Genomic DNA, 15,325 nt, shown 5'->3' on the forward strand with positions numbered 1-15,325 from the left:
CGACTAGCGGCGCGATACGCTCCTTCTGGCTGTAAAACCGCGCGCGATCAAGCAGCTTCACGCCACTTCAGCGGCGTGGCAGACAGATCAGATCGGCCTCGTCATGCCCCAGTTTCTCGACCTGACAGGTCAAGCCCGGTGGCGGGCGCGGCGGCGCGCCCGCGCCGCAATCGAGCTGCGCCACCATGACCGCCTGATCGCCGCCGAGCCGGGCCACGCGACAGCCGCTGACCCCCTCCATGGCCGCCACTGCGCGCGGGATGACGGCGGCGGGGCGCGGCGCCCATTCCGGGGTGAGCCGGATCGCCTGTGCCCAGCGCCCGTCGATGCGCACGTCGAACACGCTCTGCCCGACCGCCACGCGCACCGGGGCCACGCCGTGAAACCCCGGGCCGGGGGCGTTGCAGGCGGCGAGCAGGACACAGAGGACAACACAGGGCCAACGCATGCCGCAGCCTGCGCGCAGATCGGTTAACAAAGGCTTTCCCGGCGATCACGAATATCCCTTGCACGCGCGCGCGGCTCTGCCAAAACTGCCCCGCAACGCAGCCCGACACAGGAGAGACCGCATGGCCCTCGACCCCCAGGCCCACACCGAAAGGATGAAACGCATCAAGGCCGCCCGCGACCGGATGATGGCGACCAAGACCGAGGAAAAGGGCCTGATCATCGTCCATACCGGCAATGGCAAGGGCAAGAGCAGTTCGGGCTTCGGCATGATCATGCGCTGCATCGGCAACGGCATGCAATGCGCCGTGGTGCAGTTCATCAAGGGCAGCATGCCAAGCGGTGAGCGCACCCTTCTCAAGGACCGCTTCAGCGATGTCTGCGCCTTTCACACCATGGGCGAGGGTTTCACTTGGGACACGCAGGACCGCGAGCGCGACACCGAAATGGCGCAAGCCGCCTGGGAGAAGGCCAAGGAACTGATCCGCGACGAGGCCAACACGATGGTGCTGCTGGACGAGATCAACATCGCCCTGCGCTATGACTATCTCGACCTCGACGACGTGCTGCTGTTCCTGGCCGAGGAAAAGCCGCAGATGACCCATGTCGTTCTGACCGGGCGTAGCGCCAAGCCCGAATTGATTGGCCTCGCCGACCTCGTCAGCGAGATGAAAGAGATCAAGCACCCGTTCCGCAGCCAGGGCGTCAAGGCACAGCCGGGCGTGGAATTCTGATATCACGCCGCTTGCCGCACGGAAAAATTGGTCATATCGTATAACCAATTTTTAAGGGGCGCGCGCATGCCATTTCAAAAGGTGACTCCGGAGAAACTCTCCGCCGCAGTGACACGGCAGATCGAGAAGCTGATCCTGCGCGGCATCCTGCGCCCCGGCGAACGCCTGCCGGCCGAGCGCGAGTTGGCCGAAAAACTCGGCGTGTCTCGCCCGTCGCTGCGCGAGGCAATCGCCGAATTGCAGGACAAGGGGCTGCTGACCACGCGGGCAGGGGCCGGCATCTACGTGGCGGATGTTCTGGGCAGCGCCTTTTCCGACGCGCTCATCCGGCTTTTCGCCGATCACGACGAGGCGGTGTTCGACTATATCGGCTTTCGCCGCGATCTCGAGGGGCTGGCCGCCTGCCGCGCCGCGCGCCTTGCCTCGGATACCGATCTGCAGGTGATTCAGACGATCATGGACAAGATGGAAGCCGCCCATAAAAAGACCAATCCGGCGGATGAGGCCCGGCTCGATGCCGAGTTCCACATGGCGATCATCGAGGCCAGCCATAACGTGATCATGCTGCACATGATGCGCTCGATGTTCCAGCTGCTGCGCGAGGGCGTGTTCTACAACCGTCAGGTGATGTTCAAGCAGCGCACCACGCGCGGCGCCCTGCTCGATCAGCATCGGGCGATCAACACCGCAATTCAGGCCCGCAATTCCGAGGCCGCCCGCGCCGCCATCAATGCCCATTTGAACTATGTGGAAAAGGCGCTCGCGGATCAACAGAAGGCCGACCGCAACGAGGCGATCGCGCGCCAACGTTTCGAGCACGAACAGTCCCGCTGAGTCTGCGCGCGCGCGACACCATTGTGTGATCCTGTGTGATCCCCACTGCCTTCCCAAGGCGCCCCTTCTGCTCAGAGAATGCATCTCAGGGTTGATGTTGAGGTCGGGTGCTGCACAAGCACTACATGTTGCCTTCGGGAGCGACCGAGGGGACAAAAGTTTGTTGTAAACGAATGCTTTAAATGAAAACCTGCCTGTGCTATCGTTGAAGTTACAAAACATGCCAGCCGGAAAACCGGCGGCGAGAGGCAGTAAAAGAGCAGTTCTATGAAAACACGGGGCAGGCAGCCGATCCGGTGGGGTCTGGTGGCGTTCGCAACCTTCTGGATGCTGGTGATCGTGCCGTTAAGCGCGGCGGCGGCACCTTACGCGGGTCTTGTGATGGATGCGCGCAATGGCCAGGTGCTGTATGCACGCAACGCCGATACAAGGCTGCACCCGGCTTCTCTGACCAAGATGATGACGCTTTATATCGTGTTCGAGGCGGTCGAGAACGGCGAGATCAGCCTTGATGACAAGGTTCGCATTTCCAGCTTCGCGGCCAGCGAGCCGCCCAGCAAACTTGGCCTGCGCCCCGGTCAGCTTATCGCCCTGCGGTACCTGATCCGCGCGGCGGCGGTGAAATCTGCCAATGATGCGGCGACGGCGCTCGCCGAGGCGATCGAAGGGTCCGAGACGCAATTCGCCCGGCGCATGAACCGCACGGCCAAGGCGCTCGGAATGACCCGCACCACCTTCAAGAACGCCCACGGTCTGACCGAGAGCGGCCACCTCTCGACCGCCCGCGACATGACGATCATGGGGCGGCATCTGTTCTACGACTATCCACAATACTACAATCTCTTCTCGCGCATTTCGGCCGATGCCCAACTCGCGACGGTCTATCATACCAACCGCAAGATGTTGCGCAGTTATAATGGCGCGGACGGGATCAAGACGGGCTATACCCGCGCAGCGGGCTTCAACCTTACAGCCAGTGCCGAACGCGGCGGCGAACGGATCATTGCCACGGTCTTTGGCGGAAATTCAACCGCCTCGCGCAATGCCAAGGTTGCCGAATTGCTGGATCTCGGCTTCAGCAAGGCACCGAGCCGCGTGGCCATCGCCAAGCCCGCGCGCCCGCCTTACCTGGGCAAGATGGGCACGCAGCCTGTCATGATCGCTGTCGGCGCGGCGCGACCCGACCTCGCGGGCAAGACCGTGCGCCTCGCCGCGGCCGCGGCCGTACGCAACAGCCTGCGCCCGCGCTCCCGTCCGGGTGCGGAGGCGCCGCCCGTCGTCATCGCCGACAGTGGCGATATCGAACGCGCGCTGCAGGTTGCACAGATCAGCATCGCCGAGATTGCGGAACAGGACACGTCCGAGGTCGCGCAAGGCAGTGCCGCCATTGCCGAAGCGGTGCCAGCCACGCTGCGGCCAGAGCCGCGCCCCGAGGATCTTGCGCTTGCAGCCACGGCCGTTCCCGCTGCGACATCGGATCCGGTGGCGGAGGTCGTGACCCGTGTCTCCACCTCCGACGGGCGGCATTGGGGGGTGAATGTCGGGCGCTATCCCAATGAATACAAGGCTCGTCAGGTGCTCTTGCAAACCGCCCTGTCGGAGATGACGACGCTCGATGGTAGCCTGCGCAAGGTCGTGCGTCGGCCCACCGGGTTCGATGCGAATTTCATGGGCATGACCCGCGACAGCGCCGATCTCGCCTGCCGCCGCTTGCAGGCCAAGCAGATGACCTGCTTCATGATCGGGCCAAGCTGAGGCACCGCCCTCCCGTCAGGCCGCCAGTCGCAACCGGCGTTCGCGACGGATCACCAGCAGGATCGTGATCACCGCGGCCACCGCGGTTGCGAACATGATCCACAGCAGCGTGAAGGCCCCGCTGCCCGGTGTAAGCAGCATGCCCGCCAGCGCCGAGAGCGCGGCCCCCAGTCCGATCATCAGCGCCCCCGAAAGCCCGCTTGCCGTGCCCGCCAGATCGGGCCGGATCGACAGCGCCCCAGCGGTGGCATTGGGGATCACCATGCCGTTGCCCAGGCCCATGAAGGTCATCAGCCCGAAAAACGTGAGCGGCGAGCCGAAGCCGAGGTAGAAGAGCATCAGGTTCAGCCCGATGCCGCCGGCGTTGAAGAGCGCCCCCCAGAGCACCATCCGATTGACGCCCACGCGCATCGAGTAGCGGCCAGAGGCGAAATTCCCGAGAAAATAGCCGATGGCGGGCGCACCGAAGAGCAGCCCCAGCGTCGAAGGCGGCAGGCCGAACACCCGATCGCCCACGAATGGCGCGCCGCCGAGATAGGCAAAGAACGACCCTGATGACAGCCCCGCCGCCGCCGCATAGCCCCAGAAGCGGCGTGAGGTCAGCAGCGCGGGATAATCGCGGAACTGTTGCATCAGCGTGCGCCCGGACAGCGGGGCAGTCTCGCCCAGATCGCGCCAGCAGAGTGCGAACAGCGCCGCGCCAAGAATGAAGAGCAGCCAGAAATTCGCCTGCCAGCCAAAGGCCTCGTCGAGCAGCCCGCCGAAGGCCGGGCCGATCATCGGCACCACCGCCATGCCCATGGTCACATAGCCGATCATCGAGGCGGCGCGATCCTGTGGCACCATGTCCCGCACGATCGCGCGGGAAAGCACCATCGCCACGACGACGCTGGCCTGCACCATGCGGAAGGTGAGAAACACGTAGACATTGGGCGCCGCGAGACAGCCGAGGGTCGCCACGAGGAACAGGCCCAGCCCCCACAGGATGACCGGGCGTCGCCCCCAACGGTCGGAAATCGGCCCCATCAGCAGTTGCAGCGCCGCGTTGACGCCCAGATAGAGCGCCACTGAAAGCTGGATCAGCCGGTATTCGGTCTTGAAATACGCGACCATGCCCGGCAGGGAGGGGAGAAAGATGTTCATCGCCAGCGCCGACAGCCCCGCGAGCAGGATCAGTGTCGAGATATGTGGTGGTGTGGCGCGGTCCAGGAAACGGACGCGGGGTTCCGGGCTCATGTCCACATGGCTAGGTTGCGGGCGCGGGGATGTCCATCGGGTCGGGTTGCAAAACCGGAGTTGATTAGCAAGTTTACAGTTATTCAATTGATGTTTTGCAATGATTTGCAAATTTGCCGGATTCTGTTTGGTCCTGCGCGCCGCACTCCTTATGCTGCGCGCCAAGAGAGAAAAGGGGAGCGCCATGAAAGATATTCTGGAGGAACTCGAAAGCCGCCGCGCCGATGCGCGGTTGGGCGGCGGTGAGGCCCGCATCGAGGCGCAGCACGGGCGCGGCAAGCTGACCGCGCGCGAGCGCGTTGAGCTGTTGCTCGACGAGGGCAGTTTCGAGGAATTCGACATGTTCATGGCGCATCGCTGCACCGATTTCGGCATGGAAAAGAACCGCCCCTATGGCGACGGCGTGGTCACCGGCTGGGGCACGATCAATGGTCGTCAGGTCTATGTCTTCAGCCAGGACTTCACCGTGCTGGGCGGCTCGGTCAGCGCCACGCATGCGCAGAAGATCTGCAAGATCATGGATATGGCCGTCGAGAACGGCGCACCGGTTATCGGTATCAACGATTCGGGCGGCGCGCGGATTCAGGAAGGCGTCGACAGCCTTGCGGGCTATGGCGAGGTGTTCCAGCGCAATATCGAGGCCTCGGGCGTGGTGCCGCAGATCAGTGTCATCATGGGGCCGTGCGCGGGCGGCGCGGTTTATTCGCCCGCAATGACCGATTTCATCTTCATGGTGAAAGACAGTTCCTACATGTTCGTCACCGGCCCCGACGTGGTCAAGACGGTGACCAACGAGCAGGTCACAGCGGAGGAGCTGGGCGGCGCCGTCACGCATACGCGCAAGAGCTCGGTCGCCGATGCGGCCTTCGAGAACGATGTGGAGGCGTTGGCCGAGGTGCGGCGGCTGGTGGATTTCCTGCCGCTCAACAACCGCGAGAAACCCCCCAAACGCCCGTTCTTCGACGAGCCGGGGCGGGTAGAGGCAAGCCTCGACACGCTCATTCCCGACAATCCCAACATGCCCTATGACATGAAGGAATTGATCCACAAGATCGCCGATGAGGGTGATTTCTACGAGATACAGGCCGAATTCGCCAAGAACATGATCACCGGCTTCATCCGGCTCGAAGGGCAGACCGTGGGCGTGGTGGCCAATCAGCCGATGGTGTTGGCCGGCTGTCTCGACATCGACAGCAGCCGTAAGGCAGCGCGCTTTGTGCGGTTCTGCGACTGTTTCGAAATCCCGATCCTGACGCTGGTCGACGTTCCCGGCTTCCTGCCTGGGACCGGTCAGGAATATGGCGGGGTGATCAAGCATGGGGCCAAGCTGCTCTATGCGTATGGCGAGGCGACGGTGCCCAAGGTCACGGTGATCACCCGCAAGGCCTATGGCGGGGCCTATGTGGTGATGGCCTCCAAGCATCTGCGCGCCGATTTCAACTATGCCTGGCCCACGTCCGAAATCGCGGTGATGGGGGCCAAGGGCGCAACCGAGATCATCTATCGCGCGGATCTGGGCAATCCGGAGAAGATCGCGGCGCATACCAAGAGCTACGAGGACCGCTTTGCCAATCCCTTCGTTGCCGCCGAGCGCGGGTTCATCGACGAGGTGATCCAGCCGCGCAGCACGCGGATGCGGGTCAGTCGGGCCTTTGCGTCGCTGCGCAACAAGAAGAAGAAGTTGCCCTGGAAGAAGCACGACAACATCCCGCTATGAGAGCCTGGGGGCGCTACCCCGTCGCCCGTGCCGGGCGACTCCCCCGGGATATTCTTGGCCAGAAGAGACGAGGAGGAACATGGCCCGCGACCGCTGGCAACTGATCCGCGAGGAGGACGGCGCGGTGACGCTGGCGCGGCGCGTGCCGGTGCGTTTCGATCTGGCGGTCGAGGGGCGTCTGCCCGACGCGGCGCGGACCCGCGTGGCGCATCGGCTGCGGCAGGACATGTGGCGTGTGTTGCAGGATTTGCGCGGCTTTGCCCCGGTGGTGCGCATCTGGCGCGAGGGGGATGGCTTGCGGGTGCGTGCGGGCGGGGCGGTGACGGGGCGCTTCGCACGGGCGGCGGCCGAGGCGCGGATCGCCGCGCTCCTTGAGGATCCGGTGCGCGTGGCGCGCTGGACGGGATCGGGGCGGTGAGGCCGGCGGCGGGCATGGCGCTCGTGCTGCTGGCACTGGCCCCCGTGGCCGCAGCGCAGGAGGAGGCGCTGCGGCTGCCCTCGGGGCTGGAGGCGCGGGTGCAGGAGGTGTTGACCGACCAGCCCGCCGGCGGAGGTCTGACCTATCGCTTTCGGTTTGTGGCGGACGGATTCGACGGCGGTGAGGAGTGGCTCGAAAAAGTAATGAGGGATTTGGAATGGTTGTGCACGCGCTATGCCCTGCCGCGGATTCCCAATATCGGTCCGCAACCGGGGCGCATCGTGATTTCACTGGCCGACAGACCATCGGAATTCGGGGTGTACGATCCCGCTGTCAGCCAAGTTTTCGAGGCGTTCAGCCCGCTGGGCGACGCCTGCATCTGGGAGATGTTTTGATGCAAGCACAATATGTTGGGCGGCAATTTTCATCGGGACACGGCACTGCGGCTTTGGGGACACAGGCGCATTGGTTTGCGCTTTCGCTGTATTCAAATCTTGCAAATTCCGCTAGCTTGATTGAGGGTAGCATCCAAGCGACCTTTACCTCGCCCACATGGCGGGCGCACGACCTGTGTCTGCGCGCGTCTGTTTATGAAGATACGAGAGACAGGAGAAATACATGTCGAACAGCATCAAGAGCATTCTCGCGATTGGCCTCGTGGCCTTTGTCGCAGCCTGCGCACAGCCCGCGGAAGAAGAGTTCGTGGTCGTCGAGCCCGAGCCCATCTCGACCGAGCCGGTCAGCACCGGGAAGTACAAGTAAGCCCTTCGGGCTTGGCCCGGAGCGGGCGTTCGCGCCCGCTCCGACGCTGCTATCCGCGCCACTCCCTTGTGATCCGGAGGGTGTGTCATGCTGAAGCATCGCGGATTTCCCGGGCGTTTGCCTGGAACGGATTTTCAATTCACCATTCGCCGCGCCAATCCCAAAGGGGCTACGCCGCTCACCGCGCGCGAGCGTTACCGTGATCGGCGTCCGGCGGACAAACGCGCCGATGCGGGCTTTCTGCGCGCGATCTGGGACTGTTTCGGGGATGCGCCGTTCGAACGGGGCAATCTCGATGCCGGGCGGTTGAGCTGGCTGTTTGGCCGCGAGGTGAAACCGGCAGAGGAACCATTCGATCCGGAGAGTTACGAGGCGCTCTTGCGACTCGACCTGGAGGTTGCGCAGGCGAATTTTCCCGAGATTTTCGAGGACAGGTTGCCGTGAGCACCCCCGGGATCGGCATGATTTCGCGCAATGCGTGTAGCAATGCGCAAGGCACCGCCGATGCACGGGTGCAGCGTGGTTTTGGTTTGGCTTTCGTAGGCGGGAATGCAACCTGTCTTAAGGTAATGGATGCCCGTTCCCCAGCGGCGTTGACGTTTTGTCGTGTCCGTTACCCTTCCCCTGACGGGCGGTCGTGCGCAGATGTGCGCAGGCCGCCCACTTTTTCAATCAACGCAGAGGGTTGGTCCTTTCGGCGATGGATTGCCGGTTCAGGGCGTGGTACGTGGAATCGCTTTGACGCGGCGCGTGCCGTGCCGTCTTGTAGTGCGGATCGAACACGAGATGCACAAGGAGACGCCGGATCATGTCACCACGAAGAGCACCAAAAGAAAAACAATCTAACGTTGTATTTCCCCTTGCCTTTCTTGCCCTCGCCGGGCTGGCCGCCTGTGGCGAGAGCGTGCCCGAACAGGCCCTTCTGGGGGGCGGTGCGGGCGCCGTCACGGGGGCCGTGGTGGGAGGCAGCGTGCTCACCGGCGCGGCCGTGGGGGCCGCGGGCAACGTGGTCTATTGCCAGGCCTATCCCGGGCGCTGCAGGTGACCTGACCACGGCTACGCGCATCGCGCGGAGCGATTTAATTCCGGCCATCGCTGCATCGGGCAGCGGTGGCCTTTTTCATGTCAAGAGCCAAACCGGCCAGGCGCGGGCTCTCGCGCGGCCACGACTTTCAAGAGGGGACCGATAGCATGTTCAAGAAGATCCTGATCGCCAACCGGGGCGAAATCGCCTGCCGCGTCATCAAGACGGCGCGCAAAATGGGCATTGCGACGGTGGCGATCTATTCCGACGCCGACCGCCACGCGCTGCATGTGCAGATGGCGGATGAGGCGGTGCATATCGGTCCGCCCCCCGCGAATGAGAGCTATATCGTCATCGACAAGGTGATGGAGGCGATTCGCCAGACCGGAGCCGAGGCGGTGCATCCGGGCTACGGGTTCCTGTCGGAGAACCCGCGCTTTGCAAAGGCGCTGGAGGCCGCAGGCGTGGCCTTCGTCGGCCCGCCTGTTGGCGCGATCGAGGCCATGGGCGACAAGATCACCTCGAAGAAGATCGCGCAGGAGGCGAAGGTCAGCACCGTGCCGGGCTATATGGGCCTGATCGCCGATGCCGATGAGGCGGTGAAGATCTCGAACGAGATCGGCTATCCGGTGATGATCAAGGCCAGCGCGGGTGGCGGTGGCAAGGGGATGCGCATCGCCTGGAGCGACGAGGAGGCGCGCGAGGGCTTTCAATCCTCCAAGAACGAGGCCGCGAGCAGCTTTGGCGATGACCGGATCTTCATCGAGAAATTCGTCACGCAGCCCCGTCATATCGAGATTCAGGTGCTCTGCGACAGCCACGGCAACGGGGTTTATCTCAACGAGCGTGAATGCTCCATCCAGCGCCGTAACCAGAAGGTTGTGGAAGAGGCCCCGAGCCCGTTTCTCGACGAGGAGACGCGCCGTGCCATGGGCGAGCAGTCCTTGGCCCTCGCCCATGCCGTCGGCTATGCCAGTGCGGGCACGGTGGAATTCATCGTCGATGGCGCGCGCAATTTCTATTTCCTCGAGATGAACACCCGCTTGCAGGTGGAGCACCCGGTGACCGAACTGATCACCGGCGTCGATCTGGTCGAGCATATGATTCGTGTGGCCTATGGCGAAAAGCTGGCGTTCACTCAGGACGATGTGACAATCAACGGCTGGGCCATCGAGAACCGGCTTTATGCCGAGGATCCCTATCGCGGCTTCCTGCCCTCGATCGGCCGTCTGACGCGCTATCGCCCGCCCGAGGAGCTCGATATCGAGGGCGCCGTGGTGCGCAACGATACAGGCGTCTACGAGGGCGGCGAGATCAGCATGTATTACGACCCGATGATCGCCAAGCTCTGCACATGGGGCCCGACGCGGGCGGCGGCCATCGAGGGCATGCGCAACGCGCTCGATGCCTTCGAGGTCGAGGGGATCGGCCACAACCTGCCGTTCCTCAGCGCGGTGATGGATCATCCGAAATTCGTCAGCGGCGACATGACCACCGCCTTCATCGCAGAGGAATATCCCGAGGGCTTTGCTGGGGTGGAACTGCCCGAGGACGTGCTGCGCCGGATCGCGGCGAGCACGGCGGCGATGCACCGTGTCGCGGAAATCCGGCGCACCCGGGTCTCGGGGCGGATGGACAATCACGAACGCCACGTGGGCGAGGACTGGGTGGTGAGCCTTCAGGGGCACAGCTATCCGGTGACCGTGGCCGCCGACCGCGAAGGCGCGAGCGTGCAGTTCGAAGATGGCAGCACCCTGCGCGTGAGCAGCGACTGGACCCCGGGCGACACGCTGGCGCGGCTCGACGTGGATGGCGATGCGCTGGTGCTCAAGGTGGGCAAGATCACCCAAGGATTCCGCATCCGCTCACGCGGGGCCGACCTCAAGGTGCATATTCGCACCCCGCGTCAGGCGGAATTGGCGGCGTTAATGCCCGAGAAACTTGCCGCTGATACATCCAGGATGCTGCTCTGCCCGATGCCGGGGCTGATCGTCAAGGTCAACGTCGCCGAGGGCGACGAGGTGCAGGAGGGGCAGGCGCTCTGCACGGTGGAGGCGATGAAGATGGAAAACATCCTGCGCGCAGAGCGCCGCGGCGTGGTGTCGAAGGTCAATGCCGGGCCGGGCGACAGCCTCGTGGTGGACGACGTGATCATGGAGTTCGAGTGAGGGGATGACCCACGCCCTGCGTCATAGCCCCGTGCCGTTCGCCTGTCTGGCGGCGCTTGCCCTTGTGGCGGGCTGTCAGCGCGAGGACGAGGCGGCGCAGCGGGGGTGGCTGGGGAAGTGGTTTTCCCTCGGCGAGACGCGGGCCTTTGAGGCCCGGCGGGGCTGTGCCGTGGGCCTATATGATCTGGTCACCGGGCAGGTGAAATCGGCGCTTTCCGTGACCGACAGCATAGCCTGGATGCAGCGCGAGATTGCGGCTCGCGGTGCGGCGGCGCTCGACATGCCGGGGCAGGGGGCGGATATGGCGATGGTCGCCATGGCCAATCACCACCGCCCCACCGGCATGGCGATGCGGCGCGCGGGGCTGGAGGCGCGCGCCTGCATGACCGAGATGACAGAGACCGCGTTTCGCCATGCGCTCGACGAGACCGGAACGGTCCTGGCCTGGGATGAGACGCGCGGAGCGCTGATCCTGATGGCGCGGGCGGCGGGATATCTGATTGTCGTGCAGGGAGAGGCGTGATGACAGCGCGCGATCAACTGTCGCCTGCCGCGCCTTCGCGCAATTCGCGCTGCCGGGCGGGCAGCTTGTCGATGGATCGCGTGATCTCGCGCACATGCCACGGCGCGGGTTTGCGCAGGAAGATCGACCCGTCCTTGGCGATGCCCACAAGCCCGAAGCCACGGGGGCGCAGTTTGCGCCGGATGTCGGTCTGGGCTGCGGGATCGGTGTCGGTGATGACGATCACGTCAAGCGCCTCGAGCGCCGAAAGCCGCCCCTCGATATATTCCATCTGTTCGATGAATCGCGGGTCGTTGGGCGTATCGGCAAACACGACAAGAGGGCGTTTTATCCACTTCAATTCGTTCAAATTGATCTCATCGCCGCTGAAGATCATACCGTCGAGGCCTGCGCCGTCAGTCTGCTGCGCGACGGCGGCACTGGCGGTAAAGACTGCGAAAACAAATGATAAGATGTGTCTCATGGGGGCTCCTGTTGGGCAAGATATAGGCCCTGCGCGCGCGATTGCGAAGGGGGAATGCCGTGGCGGGCCGGAATCGCCCGGATTAATCGGATCGTCAACTTTCGCGGGCAGTCTGTGGTCCGGGACCATGCGCCGCACGGGGCGCGTGGCATATCGGCAAAAGGCGAGACCGGCCATGGAGATCATCCTGCATCTTGGGGCGCATCGCACCGCAACCACGAGCTTTCAACATTACATGCGCGCCAACGCCGCCGTGCTCGCGGCGCAAGGTCTCGGTTACTGGGGGCCCGACGTCACGCGCGACGGGATCCTGACCGGGGTCATTCCCCTGCCCGGCGGTGAGAGTGCGGCGCGGCAGATGGACCGCGCGCGCGGGCGTATCGCATTGCGGCTGGCACAGGCGCGCAAGGCGGGGCTGCACCGGATCGTAGTCAGCGACGAGAACATGATCGGTGCCGCCCGCCGCAATCTGCGGCAGGGGCGGCTCTATGACGGTGCGGGCGAACGGATGGCGCGTTTTGCCCATGCCTTTGACGGGCGGATCAGCCGTGTGGCGGTCTCGATCCGGGGGCAGGATGCCTGGTGGTCCTCGGCGCTGGCCTATGGCGTGGCGCGCGGTCATCGCCTGCCGGAGGCGGGCGATCTCGACCGGCTGGTCACCGTCAATCGTCACTGGCGCGAGGTGATCGGCGATCTGGCCTGCGCGCTGCCGGGCGTCGATCTGCTTGTTCTGCCGCATGAGAGCCATGGCTCGCGCCCCGAGAACCGGCTGCACCACATGACCGGGCTGGCAGAGGTGCCGCGCCGCGCGACGCGCGTCTGGCTGAACCGCGCGCCCGACCTTGCCGCGCTGCGCCGGGCCGTGGCCGCGCGTGGCGGCGACGCCGCGCTGCTGCCTGAGGGTGCAGGGCGCTGGCAGCCCTTTGACGCCCACCAGAAACAGGCCCTGCAAGAGGCCTATGCAGACGATCTCTTCTGGCTTAGCGCCGGGGCGGATGGTCTGGCCCGACTGATAGAGGAAACCGGACCGAACGAGGCGGGGAAACACCCGTCCGACGGTCGCACGACAAGAGGACAAGACTATGGCATCGAAGAAAGACGATTGGCGTAGGATCGCCGAAACTGAGCTGCGTGGGCGGCCGCTGGACGATCTGACATGGAAGACGCTCGAAGGTATAGAGGTCGAGCCGCTTTATACCCACGAGGACGTCGCCGACCTGCCGCATCTGGGCGGCATTCCCGGCGAGGCACCGTTCACCCGTGGCGTCAAGGCCACGATGTATGCCGGGCGGCCCTGGACGATCCGGCAATATGCCGGCTTTTCCACGGCCGAGGAATCGAACGCCTTTTACCGCCGCAACCTGGCCGCCGGTCAGCAGGGTGTCTCGGTCGCCTTCGATCTGGCCACCCATCGCGGCTATGACAGCGATCATCCCCGGGTCGAGGGTGATGTTGGCAAGGCCGGCGTGGCCATCGATTCGGTCGAGGACATGAAGATCCTCTTTGACGGCATCCCGCTCGACAAGGTCAGCGTTTCGATGACCATGAACGGCGCTGTGATCCCGGTGCTGGCCTCCTTCATCGTCGCGGGCGAAGAGCAGGGGCATGACAAGGCGTCGCTGTCGGGCACCATCCAGAACGACATCCTCAAGGAATTCATGGTCCGCAACACCTATATCTACCCGCCCGCGCCCTCGATGCGGATCGTCTCGGACATCATCGGCTATACGGCGGAGCATATGCCGCGTTTCAACTCGATCTCGATCTCGGGCTATCACATGCAGGAGGCGGGCGCGAACCTCGTGCAGGAGCTGGCCTACACTTTGGCCGATGGCCGCGAATATGTGAAGGCGGCGATAGAGGCGGGGATGGACGTCGACAGTTTCGCGCCTCGCCTGTCATTCTTCTTCGCCATCGGCATGAACTTCTTCATGGAGGTGGCCAAGCTGCGCGCTGCGCGTCTCTTGTGGCACCGGATCATGACCGAGTTTGACGCAAAATCCGAGAAATCCAAGATGCTGCGCACCCATTGCCAGACCAGCGGCGTGAGTTTGCAGGAGCAGGACCCCTATAACAACGTGGTGCGCACCGCCTATGAGGCGATGAGCGCGGTGCTGGGCGGCACGCAGTCGCTCCATACCAATGCGCTTGACGAGGCGATTGCCCTGCCCACCGATTTCTCTGCCCGCATCGCGCGCAACACGCAGTTGATCCTGCAGGAGGAAACCGGTGTCACCAACGTGGTCGATCCGCTGGCGGGCTCTTATTACGTGGAAAAACTGACCCACGATCTGGCGGAAAAGGCCTGGGAACTGATCGAGGAGGTCGAGGAGATGGGCGGCATGACCCGCGCGGTCGAGAGCGGCATGCCAAAGCTCAGGATCGAGGAGACGGCAGCGACCCGGCAGGCAATGATCGACCGGGGCGATGAGGTGATCGTCGGCGTCAACAAGTATCGCAAGGAGAAGGAAGACCCGATCGACATTCTCGATGTCGATAACGTCAAGGTGCGCGACGGCCAGATCAAGGCGCTGGAACGTATCCGCGAGACCCGCGATCAGGCGGCCTGCGACGCGGCACTCGATGAATTGACCCGGCGCGCCAGCGCGGGCGGCAACCTCTTGGACGCGGCGGTCGAGGCCGCGCGCGCCCGCGCCACTGTGGGGGAAATCAGCATGGCACTGGAAAAGGAATTCGGACGGCACCGCGCCGAGGTCAAGACGCTGGCCGGGGTTTACGGTGCAGCCTATGAGGGCGACGAGGGCTTTGCCGCAATCCAGAAATCGGTCGAGGATTTCGCCGAGGAAGAGGGGCGGCGGCCGCGCATGCTGGTCGTGAAGATGGGGCAGGACGGGCATGACCGGGGCGCCAAGGTGATCGCCACGGCTTTCGCCGATATCGGCTTTGACGTCGACGTTGGTCCGCTTTTCCAGACGCCCGAAGAGGCCGCGCAGGACGCCATCGACAACGACGTGCATGTGGTCGGTATCAGCTCTCAGGCGGCGGGGCACAAGACCCTGGCACCGCGCCTGATCAAGGAGTTGGAGGCGCGCGACGCAGGCGATATCCTGGTGATTTGCGGGGGCGTCATTCCGCAGCAGGATTACGATTTCCTGAAAAAGGCGGGGGTCAAGGCGATCTTCGGTCCCGGCACAAATATCCCAGAGGCGGCGCAGGATATCCTGCGCCTGATCCGCGCCGCGCGGGACTGAGCCGGGCGAGACCGACCCCCGGAGTATTGGGG

The 15,325-nt window shown here is 64.1% G+C and carries 16 protein-coding genes; 13 read left to right on the plus strand and 3 right to left on the minus strand.

Features of this window, described 5'->3' with window-relative positions; all coding sequences use genetic code 11:
• Window positions 1-67 precede the first annotated feature (67 nt).
• Complete coding sequence (locus tag ACSSV4_RS14190; RefSeq protein WP_454275784.1) at window positions 68-448, minus strand: hypothetical protein; 381 nt, start codon at window positions 446-448, stop codon at window positions 68-70.
• Window positions 449-569: 121 nt separating this feature from the next.
• Here ACSSV4_RS14190 and cobO point away from each other — a divergent pair, with 121 nt between their 5' ends.
• The 3 genes from cobO to ACSSV4_RS14205 all read left to right on the plus strand — a co-directional run bounded on the left by cobO (window position 570) and on the right by ACSSV4_RS14205 (window position 3,770).
• Window positions 570-1,181 carry a cob(I)yrinic acid a,c-diamide adenosyltransferase gene (gene cobO, locus ACSSV4_RS14195; protein WP_454275785.1) on the plus strand — a complete coding sequence of 204 codons (612 nt, stop codon included), beginning with the start codon at window positions 570-572 and terminating at the stop codon, window positions 1,179-1,181.
• A 66-nt stretch (window positions 1,182-1,247) separates the two neighbouring features.
• Window positions 1,248-2,015, plus strand: coding sequence for an FCD domain-containing protein (locus ACSSV4_RS14200; protein WP_454275786.1), 768 nt, complete (start codon window positions 1,248-1,250; stop codon window positions 2,013-2,015).
• A 267-nt stretch (window positions 2,016-2,282) separates the two neighbouring features.
• A complete protein-coding gene (locus ACSSV4_RS14205) occupies window positions 2,283-3,770 on the plus strand; it encodes a D-alanyl-D-alanine carboxypeptidase family protein (protein WP_454275787.1) in 1,488 nt (495 codons plus the stop codon).
• 15 nt (window positions 3,771-3,785) lie between these two features.
• Here ACSSV4_RS14205 and ACSSV4_RS14210 read toward each other — a convergent pair whose 3' ends face one another.
• Window positions 3,786-5,006 (minus strand): multidrug effflux MFS transporter, encoded by a 1,221-nt coding sequence (locus ACSSV4_RS14210; protein WP_454275788.1) that lies wholly within the window; start codon window positions 5,004-5,006, stop codon window positions 3,786-3,788.
• Window positions 5,007-5,190: 184 nt separating this feature from the next.
• Between ACSSV4_RS14210 and ACSSV4_RS14215 the strand changes: the two genes are divergently transcribed.
• From ACSSV4_RS14215 to ACSSV4_RS14250, 8 genes are all read left to right on the plus strand, one after another.
• Window positions 5,191-6,723: an acyl-CoA carboxylase subunit beta gene (locus tag ACSSV4_RS14215; RefSeq protein WP_454275789.1), complete on the plus strand. Its 1,533-nt coding sequence runs from the start codon at window positions 5,191-5,193 to the stop codon at window positions 6,721-6,723.
• Window positions 6,724-6,802: 79 nt separating this feature from the next.
• Entirely contained in the window at window positions 6,803-7,141 is a 339-nt protein-coding gene (locus tag ACSSV4_RS14220; RefSeq protein ID WP_454275790.1) for a hypothetical protein, read from the plus strand.
• A 14-nt stretch (window positions 7,142-7,155) separates the two neighbouring features.
• Entirely contained in the window at window positions 7,156-7,536 is a 381-nt protein-coding gene (locus ACSSV4_RS14225) for a DUF6497 family protein (protein ID WP_454275791.1), read from the plus strand.
• A 223-nt stretch (window positions 7,537-7,759) separates the two neighbouring features.
• Entirely contained in the window at window positions 7,760-7,903 is a 144-nt protein-coding gene (locus ACSSV4_RS14230; protein WP_454275792.1) for a hypothetical protein, read from the plus strand.
• Window positions 7,904-7,990: 87 nt separating this feature from the next.
• Window positions 7,991-8,347 carry a hypothetical protein gene (locus ACSSV4_RS14235; RefSeq protein ID WP_454275793.1) on the plus strand — a complete coding sequence of 119 codons (357 nt, stop codon included), beginning with the start codon at window positions 7,991-7,993 and terminating at the stop codon, window positions 8,345-8,347.
• 364 nt (window positions 8,348-8,711) lie between these two features.
• Window positions 8,712-8,948, plus strand: coding sequence for a hypothetical protein (locus tag ACSSV4_RS14240; RefSeq protein WP_454275794.1), 237 nt, complete (start codon window positions 8,712-8,714; stop codon window positions 8,946-8,948).
• A gap of 146 nt (window positions 8,949-9,094) precedes the next feature.
• Complete coding sequence (locus tag ACSSV4_RS14245) at window positions 9,095-11,095, plus strand: acetyl-CoA carboxylase biotin carboxylase subunit (protein ID WP_454275795.1); 2,001 nt, start codon at window positions 9,095-9,097, stop codon at window positions 11,093-11,095.
• 4 nt (window positions 11,096-11,099) lie between these two features.
• Complete coding sequence (locus ACSSV4_RS14250) at window positions 11,100-11,618, plus strand: hypothetical protein (RefSeq protein WP_454275796.1); 519 nt, start codon at window positions 11,100-11,102, stop codon at window positions 11,616-11,618.
• Window positions 11,619-11,631: 13 nt separating this feature from the next.
• Here ACSSV4_RS14250 and ACSSV4_RS14255 read toward each other — a convergent pair whose 3' ends face one another.
• Window positions 11,632-12,081: a DUF4174 domain-containing protein gene (locus tag ACSSV4_RS14255; RefSeq protein ID WP_454275797.1), complete on the minus strand. Its 450-nt coding sequence runs from the start codon at window positions 12,079-12,081 to the stop codon at window positions 11,632-11,634.
• 175 nt (window positions 12,082-12,256) lie between these two features.
• Here ACSSV4_RS14255 and ACSSV4_RS14260 point away from each other — a divergent pair, with 175 nt between their 5' ends.
• Together ACSSV4_RS14260 and scpA are read left to right on the plus strand one after the other, a co-directional pair.
• Window positions 12,257-13,192 carry a hypothetical protein gene (locus tag ACSSV4_RS14260; RefSeq protein ID WP_454275798.1) on the plus strand — a complete coding sequence of 312 codons (936 nt, stop codon included), beginning with the start codon at window positions 12,257-12,259 and terminating at the stop codon, window positions 13,190-13,192.
• Window positions 13,164-15,293, plus strand: coding sequence for a methylmalonyl-CoA mutase (gene scpA, locus ACSSV4_RS14265; protein ID WP_454275799.1), 2,130 nt, complete (start codon window positions 13,164-13,166; stop codon window positions 15,291-15,293). Before ACSSV4_RS14260 ends, scpA begins: the two co-directional genes overlap by 29 nt.
• The last annotated feature ends 32 nt before the right edge of the window (window positions 15,294-15,325 follow it).

It is taken from the genome of Roseovarius sp. MBR-154 (assembly GCF_053628595.1).